This is a genomic window from Microcoleus sp. A006_D1 (assembly GCF_036702805.1).
Lineage (GTDB): Bacteria > Cyanobacteriota > Cyanobacteriia > Cyanobacteriales > Microcoleaceae > Microcoleus.
Window position 1 is genome coordinate 191,960 of the sequence record NZ_JAUBVZ010000008.1, and the last position, 19,172, is coordinate 211,131.

Annotated in this window: 18 protein-coding genes and 1 tRNA gene; 7 read left to right on the forward strand and 12 right to left on the reverse strand. The window is 46.5% G+C overall.

Features of this window, described 5'->3' with window-relative positions; genetic code table 11:
- Nucleotides 1-223: 223 nt before the first annotated feature.
- Nucleotides 224-1,132 carry a class I SAM-dependent methyltransferase gene (locus tag QUB68_RS16835; protein ID WP_332994512.1) on the reverse strand — a complete coding sequence of 303 codons (909 nt, stop codon included), beginning with the start codon at nt 1,130-1,132 and terminating at the stop codon, nt 224-226.
- 322 nt (nt 1,133-1,454) lie between these two features.
- On the opposite strand from QUB68_RS16835, the gene QUB68_RS16840 reads away from it, so the two are divergent.
- Nucleotides 1,455-2,792, forward strand: a complete 1,338-nt coding sequence (locus QUB68_RS16840) for a cytosine deaminase (RefSeq protein ID WP_332994514.1) — start codon at nt 1,455-1,457, stop codon at nt 2,790-2,792.
- Between the two features lie 308 nt (nt 2,793-3,100).
- Nucleotides 3,101-3,787 carry a 7-cyano-7-deazaguanine synthase QueC gene (gene queC, locus QUB68_RS16845; RefSeq protein WP_332994517.1) on the forward strand — a complete coding sequence of 229 codons (687 nt, stop codon included), beginning with the start codon at nt 3,101-3,103 and terminating at the stop codon, nt 3,785-3,787.
- 119 nt (nt 3,788-3,906) lie between these two features.
- Here queC and QUB68_RS16850 read toward each other — a convergent pair whose 3' ends face one another.
- Nucleotides 3,907-5,385 carry a hemolysin family protein gene (locus tag QUB68_RS16850; protein ID WP_442923098.1) on the reverse strand — a complete coding sequence of 493 codons (1,479 nt, stop codon included), beginning with the start codon at nt 5,383-5,385 and terminating at the stop codon, nt 3,907-3,909.
- Nucleotides 5,386-5,457: 72 nt separating this feature from the next.
- Entirely contained in the window at nt 5,458-6,150 is a 693-nt protein-coding gene (locus QUB68_RS16855) for a hypothetical protein (protein ID WP_332994519.1), read from the reverse strand.
- A gap of 188 nt (nt 6,151-6,338) precedes the next feature.
- Between QUB68_RS16855 and QUB68_RS16860 the strand changes: the two genes are divergently transcribed.
- Nucleotides 6,339-6,411, forward strand: a tRNA-Ile gene (locus QUB68_RS16860).
- Between the two features lie 260 nt (nt 6,412-6,671).
- Here the strand turns inward: QUB68_RS16860 and pyrR are convergent.
- The 4 genes from pyrR to QUB68_RS16880 form a co-directional block, all read right to left on the reverse strand.
- Complete coding sequence (gene pyrR, locus QUB68_RS16865; protein WP_332994704.1) at nt 6,672-7,205, reverse strand: bifunctional pyr operon transcriptional regulator/uracil phosphoribosyltransferase PyrR; 534 nt, start codon at nt 7,203-7,205, stop codon at nt 6,672-6,674.
- A 134-nt stretch (nt 7,206-7,339) separates the two neighbouring features.
- On the reverse strand, nt 7,340-8,416 hold the full coding sequence (gene cbiB / locus QUB68_RS16870; RefSeq protein ID WP_332994521.1) for an adenosylcobinamide-phosphate synthase CbiB: 1,077 nt from the start codon (nt 8,414-8,416) through the stop codon (nt 7,340-7,342).
- Nucleotides 8,417-8,662: 246 nt separating this feature from the next.
- Entirely contained in the window at nt 8,663-9,067 is a 405-nt protein-coding gene (locus tag QUB68_RS16875) for a GFA family protein (RefSeq protein WP_332994523.1), read from the reverse strand.
- 37 nt (nt 9,068-9,104) lie between these two features.
- A complete protein-coding gene (locus tag QUB68_RS16880; RefSeq protein ID WP_265240040.1) occupies nt 9,105-9,548 on the reverse strand; it encodes an Rrf2 family transcriptional regulator in 444 nt (147 codons plus the stop codon).
- A gap of 265 nt (nt 9,549-9,813) precedes the next feature.
- Here QUB68_RS16880 and QUB68_RS16885 point away from each other — a divergent pair, with 265 nt between their 5' ends.
- The 4 genes from QUB68_RS16885 to QUB68_RS16900 all read left to right on the forward strand — a co-directional run bounded on the left by QUB68_RS16885 (nt 9,814) and on the right by QUB68_RS16900 (nt 11,527).
- Nucleotides 9,814-10,200, forward strand: a complete 387-nt coding sequence (locus QUB68_RS16885; RefSeq protein WP_332994526.1) for an AbrB family transcriptional regulator — start codon at nt 9,814-9,816, stop codon at nt 10,198-10,200.
- A gap of 284 nt (nt 10,201-10,484) precedes the next feature.
- On the forward strand, nt 10,485-10,649 hold the full coding sequence (locus tag QUB68_RS16890; protein WP_332994528.1) for a hypothetical protein: 165 nt from the start codon (nt 10,485-10,487) through the stop codon (nt 10,647-10,649).
- A gap of 223 nt (nt 10,650-10,872) precedes the next feature.
- Nucleotides 10,873-11,073 carry a hypothetical protein gene (locus tag QUB68_RS16895; protein ID WP_332994529.1) on the forward strand — a complete coding sequence of 67 codons (201 nt, stop codon included), beginning with the start codon at nt 10,873-10,875 and terminating at the stop codon, nt 11,071-11,073.
- A gap of 217 nt (nt 11,074-11,290) precedes the next feature.
- Nucleotides 11,291-11,527 (forward strand): hypothetical protein, encoded by a 237-nt coding sequence (locus tag QUB68_RS16900; protein ID WP_332994531.1) that lies wholly within the window; start codon nt 11,291-11,293, stop codon nt 11,525-11,527.
- A gap of 249 nt (nt 11,528-11,776) precedes the next feature.
- On the opposite strand, the gene QUB68_RS16905 is transcribed toward QUB68_RS16900, so the two are convergent.
- The 5 genes from QUB68_RS16905 to QUB68_RS16925 form a co-directional block, all read right to left on the reverse strand.
- The gene (locus QUB68_RS16905; RefSeq protein WP_332994534.1) at nt 11,777-13,165 is read right to left on the reverse strand and encodes a hypothetical protein; all 1,389 of its coding nucleotides are present in this window, start codon (nt 13,163-13,165) and stop codon (nt 11,777-11,779) included.
- 172 nt (nt 13,166-13,337) lie between these two features.
- Nucleotides 13,338-14,441, reverse strand: coding sequence for a site-2 protease family protein (locus QUB68_RS16910; protein WP_332994537.1), 1,104 nt, complete (start codon nt 14,439-14,441; stop codon nt 13,338-13,340).
- Between the two features lie 133 nt (nt 14,442-14,574).
- Entirely contained in the window at nt 14,575-16,215 is a 1,641-nt protein-coding gene (locus QUB68_RS16915) for an AAA family ATPase (protein WP_332994539.1), read from the reverse strand.
- Nucleotides 16,216-16,407: 192 nt separating this feature from the next.
- Nucleotides 16,408-16,692 (reverse strand): DUF2470 domain-containing protein, encoded by a 285-nt coding sequence (locus tag QUB68_RS16920; RefSeq protein ID WP_332994541.1) that lies wholly within the window; start codon nt 16,690-16,692, stop codon nt 16,408-16,410.
- Nucleotides 16,693-17,015: 323 nt separating this feature from the next.
- Entirely contained in the window at nt 17,016-19,166 is a 2,151-nt protein-coding gene (locus QUB68_RS16925) for an SPFH domain-containing protein (RefSeq protein ID WP_332994543.1), read from the reverse strand.
- Nucleotides 19,167-19,172 lie beyond the last annotated feature (6 nt).

The window sequence follows — 19,172 nt, forward strand, 5'->3', positions numbered from 1 at the left end:
CATGAAGTAGATGCAGACAGACACGTACAAGCAGGACTTACAGTCAGAAACCCGGTTTCTATCAAAAATCTGGTTAAGAGTTACCAGATATCTGCTCAAAAACCGGGTTGGCAGTCAAGGCCTGCGTCCTGACATGATTTTACGCACTTACCTCAAAAAAACCGGATGTTTGAAGTTCGAGTTCATCTCAAATCTCAAATCGAATATTCTTGCTCAAAACGCCTTAAACCAGGCTTTGAGGGTGACAGAATTCCATTAAAATTGCCTCCCCTTCGCCGCGGGAGTCCAATTCCTTCGCCATATTCTCAACACGTTCGTCAGAAAGGAAGGAACGGGTAACTTTGTGCGGTACAAACCATTTATAGCGCTGCCACAAACAAATAGAGTAACGAAGGGCATCCGGCAAAGAGTATGTGTAATTGCGCTGAATTTCCAAACCTGCCTTTTCGCCGGCTAGAGCCAAGGTTTTTGGAGTGTAACCGATCAAATTGTAAGGATAATCGGTGCTGTGCCAGCGCCAGCCCAGTTTCCGCGCGTAGGGGCTGTCAGCGTTCGGTACAGCCACCCAAATGTAACCGTTTGGAGCTAGCAATTGCCTCATACCGTCGAGTGTTTCTGCTGGGAAAGGGGTCGAACCCAAAACGTGGGAGCAGAGTATGACATCAAACTTTTCGCCAGTACCTTTTTGTGCAATGTATTCTTCTACAGTGCCGGTAAAAATATCGACACCGCATTCGCGGCCCGCTGCTGCTGCTGAGGCGCTAGGTTCAATTCCTGCTACCTCAACTCCGAGTTTTTTGAAGACTTGGATAATGGAACCTCCGCCGCATCCCACGTCTAACAGCCGCTTGCCTACAGGGATAGGAATGTGTCGGTATTCATTGAGTTCTTTGGCTTGTTTTACTACATCTTCTTCGTCTGGTGCGTAAGTGTTGTAGCACTGCCAGCCCTCAGGGTAATAATCGCTCAGTTCATCCCATGTCGGGCGGGGATTTACGAATACTAATCCGCAATCTTCGCATCCGTAAACTGACCATTTAGGAGCCTCTTTAGGTTGGCGTGCTGTCCCTGCTGTGTACCGGAAGCTGATTTTTTGGGAGCTACAAACTGGGCACTTTGTATATTTTTGCATGGTTCATTTTCAGAGTTTTTACAGTTTCTAACAGTTGCTAATGGCAGTGTGTCAACCACGATTTTTTACCATTAGTAGGGCTAGTAGAGTGCACGCCTGGAAGCCGATCGAGTAATATTTTTCTTGACCGATCCGTGTTTGTAGATGCTCGGCTGGTTGGCATCGACCCCGATCTGCGCTGTACGATTTTATGTCTAAAGAGTTAGACTGAGAAGGTAGCGTTTGTTACCGAGAATACAACCGACGCTCAACAGACAATGATGGTCGGTAGCGTTTTTGCGATCGCCCTTTATTCTCAATAAAATACTAACTCACAAAATTAATGTTGCCAAGTACATCTAATTATTTGCTCAAAAATGCTCGCGTCCCCGCGTCTCTTCTAGAGATGAAATCGATCGCCCCATCAGCTTCTAATGTCGCCACAGGGGGGATTGAGAACAATTTTTGTGTAGTGGATCTGGAAATTGCCGCCGGTACGATCGCCCAAATCATCCCCACAGGTACAGAACATTTATTCCCAATTGCAGATATCCCAGTTGTAGATTTGTGCAATGGCTTAGTTTGGCCGTGTTTTGTCGATATGCACACGCATTTAGACAAAGGACACATTTGGGAACGATCGCCAAATCCCGATGGAACTTTTGCCAGGGCGATCGAAGCAGTGGGGGCTGACGCTCAAAAACACTGGAATGCAGAGGATGTTTACCGGCGGATGCAGTTCGGCCTCAAATGCAGCTACGCCCACGGAACCAAGGCGATCCGCACTCACATCGACAGCGCCGGGGAACAGGGAACCGTTAGTTTAGCAGTATTTGAAGCGCTGCAAGCCGAATGGGGCGATCGGCTGATCTTGCAAGCAGTTTCCCTGGTTTCCCTCGACTATTTCCTGACACCCGCAGGCGAAAAATTAGCCGACAAAATTGCCCAAATCGGCGGCATCCTCGGCGGCGTCGCCTACATGAATCCCGACTTAGAAAAACAACTCGATCGCGTTTTTAGCTTAGCCCAAGAACGCGGTTTAAACCTCGACTTCCACACCGACGAAACCGACGATCCAGAATCAACAACACTGCGAGAAGTCGCAAAAACCGCCATCCGCCACGAATTTAGCGGTCAAATTATCTGCGGACACTGCTGTAGTTTAGCCGTACAACCACCCGAATTAGTAACAGAAACTTTGACATTAGTCAAGCAAGCAAATATTGGCATTGTCAGCTTGCCGATGTGCAACCTTTACCTGCAAGACAGACAATCTGGGCGTACACCGAGGTGGCGGGGAGTCACGCTGCTGCACGAACTCAAAGCAGCAGGAATTCCCGTCGCAGTTGCTAGCGACAATTGTCGCGATCCGTTTTACGGATTTGGCGATCACGATGTTTTAGAAGTCTTTAATATGGCAGTCCGCATCGCCCATTTAGATAGGCCTTGGGAAGATTGGCCGCGCACAGTGACAGAGACACCAGCAAATTTAATGGGATTGCCGAATTTAGGAAAAATTGCCGTTGGTTTACCAGCAGATTTGATTTTGTTTAAGGCGCGGAATTTCAGCGAATTGTTATCTAGGTCGCAGCGCGATCGCACAGTTTTGCGGCAGGGTAGAGAAATTGATACAACTTTGCCCGATTATCGCGAACTAGATGATTTGTTGCAAGTTAAGTAAAATGTGCTGGGGCGCGCATTTTTACTAGATATATTGCAAAAATAACTAGGAACAGGCAAGATGCCTGTTCCACAATTTTTTTTTATGTGGAACAGGCATCTTGCCTGTTCCAAAATTTGATTAAAAAGACTTTTGCAAGATATCTAATGTTAGTCAAGCAGCTTACATTGTAATTTTACAGCGCAAGTTTTCTGCTCTGGTGGGACGGGCATCTTGCCCGTAAAAAAAATAAAATAGGAATTGTATCTTGTCAAGTGACAACAGATTTGATATAAATATAAAACCGGATGCGATCGAGGATGTTTTAAGTGAAAGCAGTTATTTTATTGTCGGGAGGGCTGGATTCCTCAACAGTTTTGTATCAAGCCAAGGCCGACGGCTGCGAGTGTTACGCGATTTCCTTTGACTACCAGCAAAGGCACCGGCGGGAGTTGGAATCAGCACGGGCGATCGCACTTTCAGCGGATATTAAGGCGCATCAGGTGGTAAACTTTGACTTGACGCTGTGGGGTGGTTCGGCTTTGACGGATAATCAGATGGAATTGCCGATCGATCGCAACCTTGCAGAAATGTCTCAAAACATCCCAATTACCTACGTTCCAGCTAGAAATACGATTTTTCTCAGCTTTGCCGTCGCCTACGCCGAAACTCTAGGAGCTCAGCGGATTTACATCGGCGTTAACGCTTTAGATTATTCTGGCTATCCCGACTGTCGCCTCGATTACATCCAAGCAATGCAGGAAGTATTTCGCTTAGGAACGAAGCAGGGAAGGGAAGGAGAAACTATTAAGATTGTCACACCTTTGATCGAACTTAAAAAAACAGAAATTATTGAATTGGGTAACAAATTAGGAGTACCTTGGGAGCAAACTTGGTCTTGTTATGCAGGCGGCGAAACTGCGTGTGGCGTTTGCGATTCTTGTCGGCTGCGGCTGGCGGCTTTTGAGGAATTGGGGTTGCAAGATCCGGTGCCTTACCAGAAAGAATTGGTTTAAAGCCGGAACCCTTTGAGGGAGAAATTAAAAGAAGACTATTCATTGCTTCAATCCTCTTCCTTCCAGGTAGAGGTAGCTGTCAACTGTCAACTGTCAAGATCGCCCTCCCCATCCCCATCTTAACTAGAAAACTTCGCCACACCTCTCAACCCGCTATTCGATCGCCCTTTCCCCCTAAATGCCCCGCCCGCGGCTGCAACTTCACCCAAAGCTCGATCGCCCGCCGCCCCTGACAGCAACTGAATTTGAATTTGCTCCAAGCGCGGCCCGCACACAGAAACCACCGTAAGTTCCACATTTTCGCAGCGCCAAACTTCCCCGACAGCCGGCATTCTTTGCAACTGATAGCTCAAAAAACCTCCGATTGTCTGATAGTCGTCAGCTACTGGCAAATCCAAATTTAATATTTGATTCACATCATCTACATTTAACTGCGCTTGTACTAAAAAAGTGCGATCGTCCAATACTTGCACAGCAATTTCTTTATGATCGGGCGACTGGTAAGTACGGCCGATAATTTCGGCGATCAAATCCCTCAGCGTGACTAACCCGGAAATGCCGCCAAATTCATCAACTACGATCGCAATTTCTGACGACGAACTCTGCATCAAAGGCAGTAATTCCCCCAGCACCATCATCTCGGGTACAAACCTCACCGGGCGCATCCACGTTACAATTGGCGTGTCGGGAGATAGCAAACCTTGAGCTAAGGGTTTGGCAAGTTGTTTGAAGTCAATAATCCCGATAATGTCGTCGAAAGAATCTCCCGTTACGGGATACCGGGAATGGTTGGAAATCGCTATTTCTTCGAGCAAAGTTTGAAAGGTTGCCGTCTTCGGAAGTGCGACAATACTCGGTCTGGGTACCATCACTTCTTCAACCCAAACTTCGCCAAATTCAAACACGTTATTGAGCAATTCTCGCTCTTCTGCTTCCAAGCCGCTTGATTCGCTAGAAGTGGCTATAATTAATTGCAGTTCTTCTGGAGTCACCGGCCGGTGTGTGAGGTCGTATTTGATGCCCGCAAGCCGCAAGAGCGATCGAGTTGAGTGATTAAGAAACGACACAAAGGGATTGAACAAACGGGAAATCAATAAACTCGGAGGCCCTAAACTTCTGGCTAGCTGTTCGGAATAAAGTAAGGCTACAGATTTGGGAAAGAGTTCGCCGAGTACGATTTGTAGGTAAGCTAGCAGGAAAAAAGTTACTATTGATATGCTAAAAGAATGGGCGATCGCAGACTTGATGTAAATTGGCAGTGGCAAATAGCCGATCGACATTCGGACTAGCACGGCGATCGTACTTTCCCCAATCCAGCCGAGAGCTAAACTAGAAAGAGTAATTCCCAACTGCATTGTCGAGAGCAATCGCTCGATACTATGTATCAAAGATTGAACAGTTATCGCCGGAACATCGCCGGCCTCGACTAATTGATTGATGCGCGATCGGCGTACCGTCACCATCGAAAACTCAGCCGCCACAAAAAAAGCATTGATCGCAATCAGCAACAGCACTGAAAGCAACCGCGACAGCACCTCTGGCCAACTCATCGCGGGTAAATCAGATATCTCCTGCACTCTCGCCCCTAAAAGTGACACAATTCTCCCTAGAACAACTTTCTCGATCGATCAACCTGAGAATCCGTCTGGAGGTTTGGTCTCCTGATTGTCTTACTTCGGCACTGGAATGCCAGATATTTGCAATTGCAGTTTTTGACCTGGATAATCTGTCAGCGTCAGCGAAACTTCTTTCGCATTTTCTAGCAAAGCTGTGGGAATACTCACCGTACCGTAAAACACCTGCCCGTTTGGCGGCAGTTCCGCCGGTAAATCCTCGGCTGTGGCGCTCAGGGCCCGGCCCTGATTGTCAGTGACGTTCAAAAAACTGTAGAGAAATCTCACAGCTTGAGAGCCTTCATTTTTCATGCTCACGTCTAGCAGCATCGAGTTGCTGCGCTGACTGGCCGCGCTCACTTCCAGGGTTACTCCCCCGTCGCGACTGTTCAGGGGAAACTTGGCGCTGGCATTTGACGCGCCCGGTTTTTTGGCTGTGGCTGATTTAGAGCCTGTTTTGTCGGCTTTTGTATTTGCTGGAGCTGTTGTTTTCTCAGGATCGCGACCTTCTACCCGCGCTTTGACGGTTTTGAGAATGTCTTTTTCTTTCAAAATACTCACTTGGTCTTTGCTAGCCACATTTCCCTGCTTGCCGCTGCGAGCATTGTTGCTGGGGCGAACATCGGGTTGAGTCGTTCCTTTCAAGGCTTCGCGACCTATAGTAAATCCCCAAACAGAACTCGTCACACCTGCTCCAAACATCAGAGTCAGCAGAATTAGAGTCAGCACTACCGTCGAATTCACTGCCATTGCCTATAAGTTTATGCCGAGGGAATAGAAACTGCTTTGTCTGGTCGATCGGCTCGGGCACGCACGGCGGCGCAGGCGATCGGGGATTTCACAGATCTAAAGATTTTGATTTTTGTTCTCTAGTTTTAGCACGGACTGGGAAATTATGTTATAATTGGTTTCTAGTTGGATCGAATAAATCGATTTAACGGCAGTTGGCCGAGCGGTTTAGGCAGCGAACTCATAATTCGCCCCAGGCAGGTTCAACTCCTGCACTGCCGATTTTAAATAAATCAAGATGCTCTATCCGCGTAGAAACCGGGCTTCTTCCCTCGACGCATCGGGGGCGAGAAACGGGGTTTCTACGAATTTTTACGTTGAGTCACGAAAAATATACGCAGAAACCCGGTTTCTGAACTCGCAGGGTTCTGAGGCTAGGGTACCATCGCCAACTAGACACGCAAGTTGATCGACTCGCTCACGAGCTATACGAGTTCGCACGCTCACTCCAAAAAATATTATTGATGAAAAGGTCAACGAGATCAACGCTTAATCAATTCCACTCCGTCGCGCCCGTCGTACTCTTGAACGTAAACTTTAACTTGTTCTTCTTTTGCAGTCGGCAACTTTTTACCCGTAAAATCCGGCTGAATCGGTACTTCTCGGTGGCCTCTATCGACTAATACTGCCAACCAAATTTTCTCCGGCCGCCCGTAATCGTTTACCGCATTCAAAGCTGCTCGAATCGTTCTGCCTTTATATATAACGTCATCTACCAACACCACAGTTTTGCCAGTCAAATCGAAAGGAATTTCTGTTTTCTCCGGCGTCCTCATCGCAAATCGATCCAAGTCATCTCGGTAAAACGTAATATCCAAAGCGCCTACGGATACTTTGACTTGTTCGAGGACTTCAATTTGAGCTGCCAACATTTGAGCTAATGGCACTCCTCTAGTATAAATCCCCAACAGCACTAACTCGGACGGATCTCCTGATTTTTCGACAATCTGGGAAGCGACGCGGGTGAGGGTGCGCCTCACTTCATCCGGGGATAAAATTTTGATGATTTTAGTCATTGCTTTGCTGGGAGCTGATTGTTGCTGTCGATCGCGATCGCACAACTTGAGATTTGGGATTGCACAACATTGCAGAATTGATTTCACAGATGAATCTGCGGCCCTGTACCTGTCGCTAGGTGAGGTCAGCATGATTAGCGGACAAAACACCATACAGTATAAACAAGCAATGATAGTCCCAACCAAATCAGAAAGCAATACCGAGTTAATTGCAATGCTTGGCTAATTACCTGCGGGGCGATCGGGCGAATCGGCTCGCCTAACAGCGGTTTGTGTTTGATAACTCCGCGATAGGAATTTATACCTCCTAGTTGTACTCCCAAGATGGCGGCGTAGACGCACTCGCTCCAACCGGAATTGGGACTGGCATCTTTCACAGCATCTCTCTGACAAATCTGCCAAATGTACGTCGGTTTTCCAGATATCAGGGCTAAAGTAATCACTGTTAGCCGGCAAGGAATCCACGTCAGCACGTCATCTAGTTTGGCGCTAAACCATCCTAAATCTGTGTATGGCGCTTCTTTGTAGCCGACAGTAGAATCTAATGTGCTGGCTGCTTTGTAAGCGATCGCACAGGGAACCATTGCCAGATCCCACATCGAGTTAGGAGCGATCGGCAAATCAGTAAAACTTAATAATAGATGCGGCAGAGCGAACCCAACTAAGGCATAAAATAGCGGTGCCGTCACGCCATCGACCGCATTCTCTGTTACTGTTTCTAACAGTGCTCTGAGTATTTCTGGCTCGGATAAGTTTTCGGTATCCCGGCCGACGTAAAGGCTCAAGCGTTCTCGCGCCTTGACTAAATCTCCAATATTTAAAGGTGCGAGCACGTCTTGGGCCGCCGCCCTCAAACTGCGACCTGCAAAACAGCTTGCCAGCAAAACGGTCTGTAGGGCAATACTTAAAAGAGGATGCACCCAACTAGCAGCAAGCACGATCGACCAACTGACAGTATAACTGCCTAGAATCAGCCCGATCGCTAGTATTGTACCAGCACATCGCAGCAGCAGTTTGTGCCGGTCGCCTGCGGGACGATCGCCAGCCGGAGGTACAATGTTTGCGGGATTGTTCCAGATATTAAAGACAAATCGAGTATAAAGGTCGATCGCCCAACCCATCGCCTGTACGGGATGCGGCCAACCCCAAGGATCGCCGATCGCATAATCCAATAGCGCAGCTAAAATTAAAACAGCAAATTGATCCGGCATCGTTATATATTGTGTCAGTCGATTTTAGATTTTAGATTTTAGATTTTAGATTTACTTGCAGCATTGAATCTGGGATCTTTAACTTTGGTCTAAAATTTTGATCTCTCCACGACTTAAGTACGTGAGACGGTATCCGTTTTTTGGCGGCTCAAACTTGATAGTTCGTCCGAGCTGGATGGAGTGATCCGGGATCGGCAATTTTAACTGCTGCTACCAAGAGCGAACTTGGATTTTCGATCCCTGATTTTAACTGCTGAGATTACTTTCGTCGCCCAGCAAGTGCAGGTTCTGCTCCCAATTAACACCGTCAAAGGGTAGGCTCTGAAATTGGGAAACGGCATCTGAGTCAAGACAGCGGACGTTGACATCGAAGCGATGGGGATGCGATCGGGGGCGATAGAACGAGTGAATGCCGCAAATCCGGCAGAAAGTATGTTGAGCAATGCCTGTATTAAACGTATAGCTGGTCAAAACATCTTCGCCGCTGTGCAACGTAAAACGTTCCGGCGGCACAACAATGGTGCAAAAATCCTTTCTTTTTACAGATAGAGCAGTTGCAATTGAGTGCTTCGTGTTTGCCCTGCCGCGACTGTGAAGCCGACAGCACCGCAGCGTGTGCCGCCGCCAGGAGGTAACAAGTGTTGCGTCCATGTTTGCAAGCTGGCGATCGAATAAATGAACTTACCATCTAAATGATAAAGCTAGTTTCTTCCCCAAGAGCAGCTTGCCAACTGCGGACATCATAGTATAAGTCTTCCAGGGAAATGCTGTACAGCGCTTCGGCGAGTTTTTTGTGCAATCGGTTCCACAAACTGAATGTTACCCAGTCCTCTGCTTGGGTGGCGTCGGGAGAATGTCGAGGTAAAGGTTCAATAGTTTCGCCTACAGCCTCTAAGATTTGTCCTAAAGAGATTTGAGCCGGCTCCCGGGCCAATTGATATCCTCCTTGGGAGCCCCGAACTGATTGGACTAAACCGGCTCGTCGCATTTCAATCAGCAATTTTTCTAGATATGGAGCCGGTAACTCCTGTCGGTTCGCGATCGATTTCACCGATGTCGGCCCAAACCGAGGTTGCAAACTTAGATCCAGTAATGCTTTGACACTGTAGTGTCCGCGTGTGGTTAACTTCATGGGATTTTAAGATTGGGGCAAATATTCAGCTAGCTGATAGCTGATAGCTTATGCTACCGAGTTTAGAGATTGCTCGCTTGCCTTGCAGCTACTCCTCAAGAAAGACTGCACCTTGTTAAAAATATTTAGATAATAGTGGTTAACAATTGAGCCGATCGGTGTAATATGGTTTTACGACCAGCTATAAAGCTAAAGTTTCTTGGTCAAGACAAAAATCAACCGAGAAAAATTCCGTACACCAGTTGAATATTTCAGGACTCAGTAAATGGCTAAAAAGAAAACTATCGAACCCCTTGAAGGCGAAGGTCTGATCAAAAAGGTCAAAGACCTAGAGAACCTTACCAAGGAAGAAAAAGCTAGAGCCTGTGGCTACTACACCATTACCAAAAATGGCGTAGAACGGGTGAACATGATGAAATTCCTGAATGCGCTGATTGATGCAGAAGGCATTCAGCTAGACGGGAAGCAAAACGGCAACGGACGTGGCGGACGCTCGGCCAGCTATCGGATTAGCGTTCAATCTAACGGCAACTTACTGATTGGAGCTGCCTACACGAAGCAGATGGAACTCCAACCGGGAGATGAGTTTGAAATTTCTCTGGGACGCAAGCACATTCACCTGCGCCAAATCGATCGCGAAGAAGTATCCTAGGCTTTTACGACTTGCTGTGACTTCTTGCTTGAATTGGTTGGTTTGATTTCAATCATTGACTGCCAGCAAAGAGTTGTCTTTGAAATCTTTCGGCGCGCCTAAAGCAATATTGCTTCTATAGATGAGATGGCAATGGCTCTACAAAAGCCACTGCCACTAATTCATATTTTCCGAGAATACCTATTCTCGCCCCTCGCTATATCCGTTTGGACAAGCGGGGGATTTTCCGTGTAGCTGTTGAGTTGACAGTTGACAGTTGATAGTTGACAGTTGACAGTTGACAGTTGGCAGTTGGCAGTTGGCAGTTGGCAGTTGACAGTTGGCAGTTGAGAGTTGACAGTTGCTCGAAGGAAGAGGGAAGAAGGAAGAGGTTCGAGGGAAGTTCGGCAACGGATTTTATAACGGATTTAACGGATGTCACGGATGAGGTTCGGCAGCGGATTTTATAACGGATTTAACGGATGTCACGGGTGAGGTTTGAGGCAAGAAGCAGGTTTGGTTGAGGTAAGAAACTTCACTTCGCCAAGAAAATGGCGGACGTATTCTCAAAATCTAAAATCTCAAGTCTAAAATCTCAAGTGGACTGACTCGAAGCAAACAAGCCCGATCGCCCCGACATGAAATAACGGGTCAGAACAGTTACAGTGTGAGGGAGCAATTTGTCGCCTGCCTATGCCGTTGTCACGATTCGCGAGTAAAACTTCCCAACAGCCCACAAAAATAGCCCTGCGCGGCCTTCTAGTCGCCTCTTTTGTGGTTCAAATCGTTGCAGCCCTCGGGACGATCGGGTATCTCTCCTTTGGCAACGGACAAATAGCTGTTGAAAAACTCGCGCAGGAATCTATCGCCCAGACGGGGAAGAGAGTTGAATAAAAGCTGACTGGTTTTCTGGAAAATTCGCACTGGGTAAATCAACTTAACGCTCTTCGTGATCGACCGCAGGGAATTAAACTTACTGTTAGAACGGCCCCAGCCCGCAGGAGAGTTAGTGCTGTAGATTTTTCACTCTGGGAAATTCAGCAATATCTCGATCGCCTCAAGTTTAGCCATAGGGGACAAATTTTGATTATTGAACGATCGGGCTTGCTGGTTGCCAGTTCCAGTCAAGAATCAACCTTTAGAAAGAGGTCGGGAAAGCCGCAACCAGAACAATTTTACTTTGTGCGGCGGCGTTCATGTGCGATCGACAATTGCCGGAGTGCTGACAGCCCGGTGGGTGACGCTACCTGTACTGCGCGCATTAGCCCAGTCTTTCAACGAGATGCCAGCTCAACTGTCGCTGTTTTTTGAGGATTGTCTTTCTGCGACGCACCCTACGGCTGATTGACTAATAGACAAGATTGCAAAAGTTCTTTTAATCAACTTTTTGGACGGGCGGGACGCCCATCCCACAATTTCTTTTTCTTGTGGGATTGCAAAAGTTCTTTTAATCAACTTTTTGGACGGGCGGGACGCCCATCCCACAATTTCTTTTTCTTGTGGGATGGGCGTCCCGCCCGTCCTAGGTATTTGTGCAAGAGGTCTAATGACTCATGACTCATGACTTTCGACGAACCCTACGGCTGATGGCTCATGACTAATCTTGATCTTTTTTGATTGGTTTATGTTGAGAAAAGACGCGACAGTTATTGAGGTCAATAAACAACTGTTCTTCTTGCTGTTTTTCTGACATATTCACTAGGTTGTATTGAACATTTTCCCCATAAATAGTTAGAGCAATCTGGCAAACTTCTAAAAAATTAATCAGCCCGTGACATTCATCAGGCAAAATATCTTGATAGTATTGAATTAATCGAGCTAAACAAAGTTCTAAATAGGTTCGGGAATGCGGCGAAATCAAAATTATCTTGAGAATCAGAATTGCTAGTGTTAAAGGATTTAGTTGAGTGGCGCACAGAAATAAGGCTGTCGGTTCTGCCGAATTTTCCACAGTCAAACATTTGATGAGATAATTGCAAGTTCTGAGCTGCATACCGCTGTTCAAAGTGTCTCCGTCATTCTCTGGATAAAAAATCTCTAACAGATTAATTATGTTTTCTTGAGATATATCATTGTGAGTGAAAACTTTATCGTAAAAAAATAAATATTTAATCAGATATTCCTTAAACTGCTTGTAGGTAATATTTTGAGTTTGAGTTAGAAAAATATTGGCTAGGCTGCGATAGCTTCTGGAGCCTCGGTTAATCAAAATTATTTTGATTAAACGCAGGGCTTCATCTCCTAAAAGTGTAGGATTATAAGATTTTTTAAATTTGAATGCGGCTGACTGAGAACGAGATGTATACATTGCGAGGTCAAACTTGTACTTGTCTTTTAGCTGCTGCGACAACAGTCTGGCGGTTTGGCGTTGTTCGATGGTGTTTTTAGCATCTAGATATTGAGCAGCCAGCAAATAAGGCTGATAGCGAGAAGTCCAGTTATGTGGTACCGGCTGGTAGTCACCGTATTTGAATACAGATAATTGGAGGTCTTCATAGTCTTGACTGTTAACAAAGTTTGTCAGCCACACTCTCAGTATTTTCAGACAGTTGTCCGCCTGGGGTTCGCTGAGGGTTCTCTGGCTAATAATTTGAATTAAATCGCGAGCAAGTTGGTATTTTCTCTGAGTTATCCAGTTATTTAATAAGATGTAACAGCAGCGTTTAAATAAGTTGTTAAATTCTAGTTGACTGTTAAACTCAATAATTGTGTATATGGCTTGAATTAATTTGGGATTAACTGGAGCAATCAGTTCGATAAATATTTTTTTAAATTGCTGCAAAACTACTTCGGATGCCGAGTTGTTGATATGATATATAAAAAATTTGTAAATGATATCTTGAGCGGCAGAAACAGTCAGCTCTGATTTTTTTAATTGAGCTGTTGGTTGAGGCGATTGCGCCTCGGGCAATATATTGTTTGTGATAGCAGGGAGAACTTTTGAGTCTTTTGTTTCGGATTGAGAGGAAACGTCCTGAGATGGCATAGCGTCCTCGCTCAGATGATCAATACACTATTATAGTTATCATCGTTGATTTGCAGCTAATAATTTAGTATTTTACTTGACTTTTGTCCAGCTACAGTTAACCCCCCCGATCGCCCTTTTGGTCAAGGGAAATCGAGGGGGTTAACTGTTATTTGTCAAGTATCTGAGGGTATTAAGCAGGGTTAGCTTCAGCTTGTTTCTGTAGCAGGCGGGCAATTTCCGCTTTTTCTACAAGCCCCACGAGGACGCCGTTTTCGCGAATGACGGGGAGCTCTTGTACTTTGAGTTGTTCAAAGAGGCTGACGACTTCGAGGAGGGATAATTCTGGTTTGACGGTGGTGGAAAATTCGATCGGCTTCAGGATCTCTTTTACCAAAACTTGGGGCCAGCTTCCGGTGGGGATGGTTTTGATGTCGTCAAGGTCGATCGCCCCTACCAATTGTCCAGCATCATCGGTAACTAGGAACCGGCGCCAGGTATGAGTGCTACCAATCACATAGTTGTTGGCAAATTCTCTGAGCGATAAGTTTTCTGGGACGATCGGGCTTTCGGCACTCAAAGCATCTGCGGCTGTCAGCCCTGCGAGTTTATTTTGGACAGTGGCGTATTGTGCAGATTGACCAGCATTTTGCAACAAGAACCAACCGATTACTAAATTCCAAATATTGCCGAATATGCCTGTAGCAATGGCAATCCAGCCAATTATTTGACCGACGCGGCTAGCAAAAATTACGCCTTTATAAGGGTTGCCGGTAATCTTCCAGACGATCGCTTTGAGGATGTTACCACCATCGAGGGGCAAACCTGGAATGAGGTTAAATAAGGCTAAAGCTAGGTTGATGGAAGCTAAAAGTTGAACGATGGCTGCTGCGGGGCCTGTGAGGGCTGCACCGACGCCGATCGCAGTTAACAAACCGGACAAAAATAAGCTGACTAATGGGCCTGCAATCGCTACCCAAAATGCTTCGGCTGGGGTTTTCGATTCTCTTTCTAAATTAGCCAGTCCGCCAAACAGAAATAGCGAAATTGATTTCACGCCAATTCCCTGTTTGATAGCTACCCAACTGTGTCCTAATTCGTGGGCCAAGACGGAAGCAAATAACAGCAACGCTGCGAATAATCCTAGCAGCCACGGCGCTACGGGCCCCAATGTGGGAAACAGACCAGCTAGTGCGCCGCCGTATTGCCAAGTTACTAAACCCAGAACTAAAAACCAAGAAGCGTTGACATAAAAGGGAATTCCAAACAGGTTGCCGACGCGAAATGTATTATTCATAATGACGACCTCTGATATTATGGGTGAGAGTTTTTTGCTCTCTGTTTCCTTATCGTAACGAAATGTAACTGAGATGTTAATGTTGCAATTAGGGTGGTATCCGTCTGTGGAGGTTCGGTTTGCCAAATTTGGGTCAATTGTCGATCGCATCTTCACCCAGCGGCCGGCTGTAGCGCTTCAATTCATCAATCAATCGAGTATCATTAGAAGCTGTTCTCGCACCCGCTTGGGCCGCCCACTGTTTCAAATCTTCAATTTGCGATCGCGCGATCGCAGCCAATGGTACAGTATCCTCGATCGACCTCAAAACATCCTCCGTCGTCAAATCTCGGCGCTGCCCGTTCACAAAAGTGCCAAAAGCCCGGTACAATCCATCAATCACAACTTGCTCGATTTCCGCACCGCTAAAATTCTCAGCAGACTTCGCCAAAATCTCCAAATCAAAATCGCGCAATCTAGTCGGCCGCAAACGCTGCAAATGCACTTTAAAAATATCTTGGCGTTCCGATTCCGAGGGCAAATTCAAAAAGAAAATCTCATCAAACCTGCCCTTTCTCAGCAACTCAGCGGGCAAAATCCGCACGTTATTTGCAGTGGCGACGATAAACACGGGACTGGTTTTTTCCTGCATCCAAGTGATCAAACTGCCGAATACCCGGCGCGAAGTTCCTGAATCGCCGTCGCCGCCGCTGATGATGTTGCCGAAGGCTTTGTCTATTTCATCGATCCACAAGACGCAAGGTGCGATCGCCTCTGCCAATTGTATCATTTGCCGAACACGACTTTCGCTTTCCCCGACAATGCCGCCAAACAATCGCCCAGTATCCAATCTGAGCAGCGGTAAACGCCATTCGCAAGCAATAGTTTTGGCAGATAAAGATTTGCCCGTTCCTTGAATTCCTACTAACAAAACCCCTTTAGGATTGGGTATACCATAGTGGCGCGCCTCGTCAGTAAAAGCATCTTGGCGCATCTTTACCCACTGCTTCAAATTCTCCAAGCCGCCCACATTTTTCAGGGATTCTCGGGAGTTGCAAAACTCCAAAATTCCAGTTTGGCGAATTGCTTGTTGTTTCTCTTCCAAAACTCCGTCAATATCCGACTCGTTAATTTGCTGTTTGGTGGCCAAAGCTTTCGCCAAAACTCGCCCGATGCGAGCGCGACTCAAACCTTGACAAGCTTTAACTAATTGTTCCTTTGCTAAGCCGCTAACTTGCAATTGTTCTGGATTTTCCACAACATGAGAAATTAAATGATTGATTTCTTGGATGTTGGGCAAAGGGAAATCAATTACTGTGATATCTTCTTTCAATTCTTCTGGCAATTCCAGCGCGTGAGAAGTGAGGATGATCGTTTTTTTGCTGCGCTTCAATTCCCTGGTTAAATTCCGCAATTCCCGGACTACTGGCGCATTTTTTTCGGTGTACGGCGATCTCAAAATTGGGTGCAAATCCCGCAGTACAAATATAGTATATTCTTCGACAGCCGTCTTGCCGATGCGATCGAGCGCCGCCATTACCGAACCTTTCCCGGAACCGTTATCTTCCCAGCCACGCACGATATCCCAGAACAATACTCGGCGCGCGGGTGTTACTTGCAGCGCTACTTGGGCAATTACAGCTTCGACTGGTTCTTCTTCGGCGCCGACAATGTACAGCAGTGAATATCGGGCGCGAATCATCAAATCTAGTCGCTTTATAAGTGCCTCAAAAGGGTTGTTTTTACTGCCATTGATGGCATCTAATTCTCTGGAATGGGGGTAAGTTTCTGTCATTTTATTTGATATCTTAGATGTAAATTGAACTTTATTAAATATTTGGTTTGTAGTCAGGACTTTAGTCCTTTAAAATCTTTAACCGGACTAAAGGTTTGTAGTAAGGACTTTAGTCCGTATCAAGGATTTAAACGGACTAAAGTCCGTACTACGAACGAACCTTGAAATTATAACAGAATCGTGCACAGTTGGCTATTTAGCAGCTTTTCGGGCTTGTTTCAACATATCAATCAGAATGTGGTGGGCATCTTCGGCATCTGCTAAAGTGCGATCGAACTTAACTCTGACTGGCACTGTTTCGTCATTGACTTGAGCGGTTAAATCCATGCCGTTGGCATCAATCGCGAGCATTTGAGCCGATGTCGCCTCTGGCTTGTCGCCGTAGGCTTGAGCGTACAGGACTACGGCGCTAGCGTGGTCTTCGTTCATGTGAGTGCAGATGCGATCGCTAATTTCAGTGGAAAACTGGTCTGACATGGGAGATTCCTTATATGCAATACTGCGATCGATTGTACTGCGATTTGTCGCAACGGAGAGCTTCGTGGCGAATAGAATTCGCGTCTACACAAACAAAGTCCGCCTTCGCGGTGTAGGGTGTGCACTGCGCACCATAAGAATCAGGCGTAGTCCGAGAAGAATCAGGTATAATATGCGCAATGCGCACCCTACCAATTAGATGTAAGGTGCGCATAATAATCAAATATAATGTGCGCAATGCGCACCCTACAAATCTGGCATAAGGTGCGCATTGCGCACCCTACGAATGATTAAATATGAATCATTCAAATTGCCCAAACCTTCTAACTAAAAGATTTGTCGTCAAACAGCGAATCAATATCAGACTCTGCAACAGCATCAGACTTCGCAACTGGTGGCTTTGTTGAATTCACCTTTGCTGGTAACTTGGCCGCAGGTTCCAAAACAGCAGGCTGCGATTTTTCCAAAGTAATTACAGGCAACTCCCCGCCATTTTCCCCATTTTTGCTGGTTTGATTCCACATCATCATTCCTAGCAAACCGTCAACCAAACCGCCGCCGCTACCGTTACCGCTAACCGCAACATCCGGCACAACTCGCACATGGCTATCGCCGATAATTTGCATTAACTGCAAAGCCGTATAACCGGAACCACCCAAAGCCACAACACCCGCGCGATAAGCTTCAGCTTGAGCATTTCCCTTCACCCGAATTGATTCAGCTTCGCCTTGAGCTTGTTTGACTTGAGAATTCGCTTTTAACTCAGAAATCTTCACGCCTTGTTCCGATTTTACCATCTCTTGCTGAATCTCTGCTAAAGCTGTTTCTCTTACCAATTGTTGCCGCTGAGTTTGTGCTATTTGCTGCACCTCATAAGTCTTACACTGTTCTTCTGCAATTTTGCGGTCTGTTTGAGTTTGCATCAACTCTGCGGGTGGCAAAATATCCCCGATCAAAGTATCAATTGCTTGCACGTCGTAGGTGCGCAAAGCTGCTTTGATATACTCGGCGGCTTCCGCTTGTCTGCCGCTTCTTGCCGACAGAAAGTCTAAGACAGAATAGGCTTGAGCGGAATTGCGGAAATAATTGCCGATTGTCGGCTGCAAAACGTGGTCTACTAAATTCTGCATCGAACCGACGCGAGAGATGACTTTCGGAGCATCTAAAGCTCCCACGTGGATAATTTGAGCTACTTCTAAGTCAAAGGCAAAACCGTCTTGAGAACGCACGGTTAAAGATGAAAGTTTAGAATCGTAACTGTGCCGTTCTGTTTTGCCCGACCAGTTCAAGACAATGTTTGTAGTCGGCACTAACTCTACTTTCAAAATGCGAGTATTCAAGGGATGTTTTCCGGGATAAAGAGGTGTCACCCACACGCCTTTATTGCCCACATTTACTAAGTTACCGTGGGTGAAAGCTGCGCCGCTGACATCTTCGGAGGTTTTGCCGACATAGGAAATCACCGCGCCCACATAGCCGATCGGGATTTCGGTCATCACCACTTGGTCAACGCCGACAAACCAAGGGTTCAAGTTCCAAGAACCGGAAAGCAAAACCTGTTCCTGCAAACCGCGCCGCCCGCCGGCGGTGATAAATTTTTGCGCGTTTTGGAAGTTGTCGTGATTCGGAATAATCGGGCCGGCAATTTCGCCATCTTGAATCGGAACTCCGTCAAAGGTTGTGACAATTCCCACTTTATCTGGGGCAATTTTGTACAACTTCAACTGTTCGGCTGTCATTCCATGTTTGGGAGCATTGGCTGCTGTAATTACCGTAAATAATGCCGTATTAATTCGATAGCTGCCGCCTGTAATAATACCGAGTTGCCGACCTTTTTCACCGCCGTCTTTGAGGAATTTGCGAGCGTCTTGAAAATTATCGCATTCTGTGTATTTGCCGAGGATGCGCTGGGGCGGAATCGACTCGCCGCCTGCTGCGATAATCAGGGCAATTTCACCTTGGGGAACTACTGTTAAAGATTCTTTGCGGACGTTGTATTGCAAAGGCCAATAACCCCAATGCCAGCCGGGGGGTAATGTATCAGCTTGATATCCAGCTTCTCCGTTTAAGGCAATTAAATCTCCTGGGGGTAAAGATTTGCCGTTGAAGCTAAACTTTTTACTGACAATGCCAACTTCACGATCGCCAATTACGACTAATCCACCAAAAAATAACGGCAACACTAGAATAATTATCATACCGCCGATCGCGATCGGGATAACTCCACCCCCATCGAGCTGCATTGCCTGCACGGGAACAGTGGTGCGCAACTGCCCTAGCTGCGAGCTAGAATCGGGTTTTGTGGCCTTCTGAGTCGAGGTTTGAGTTGTCGTGGGGATATCGCTAGCAGCTAATACGGGCGAGGGTTTCAAACTAATTGTTGCACTGAGGGCTAAAGACGCCGAAATGGCGGCTGCTAACTGTTTTAAAACTCGAACTTTGACTTGAGATTTGGGCAAAAGTGAATAAAGCATTTTTTT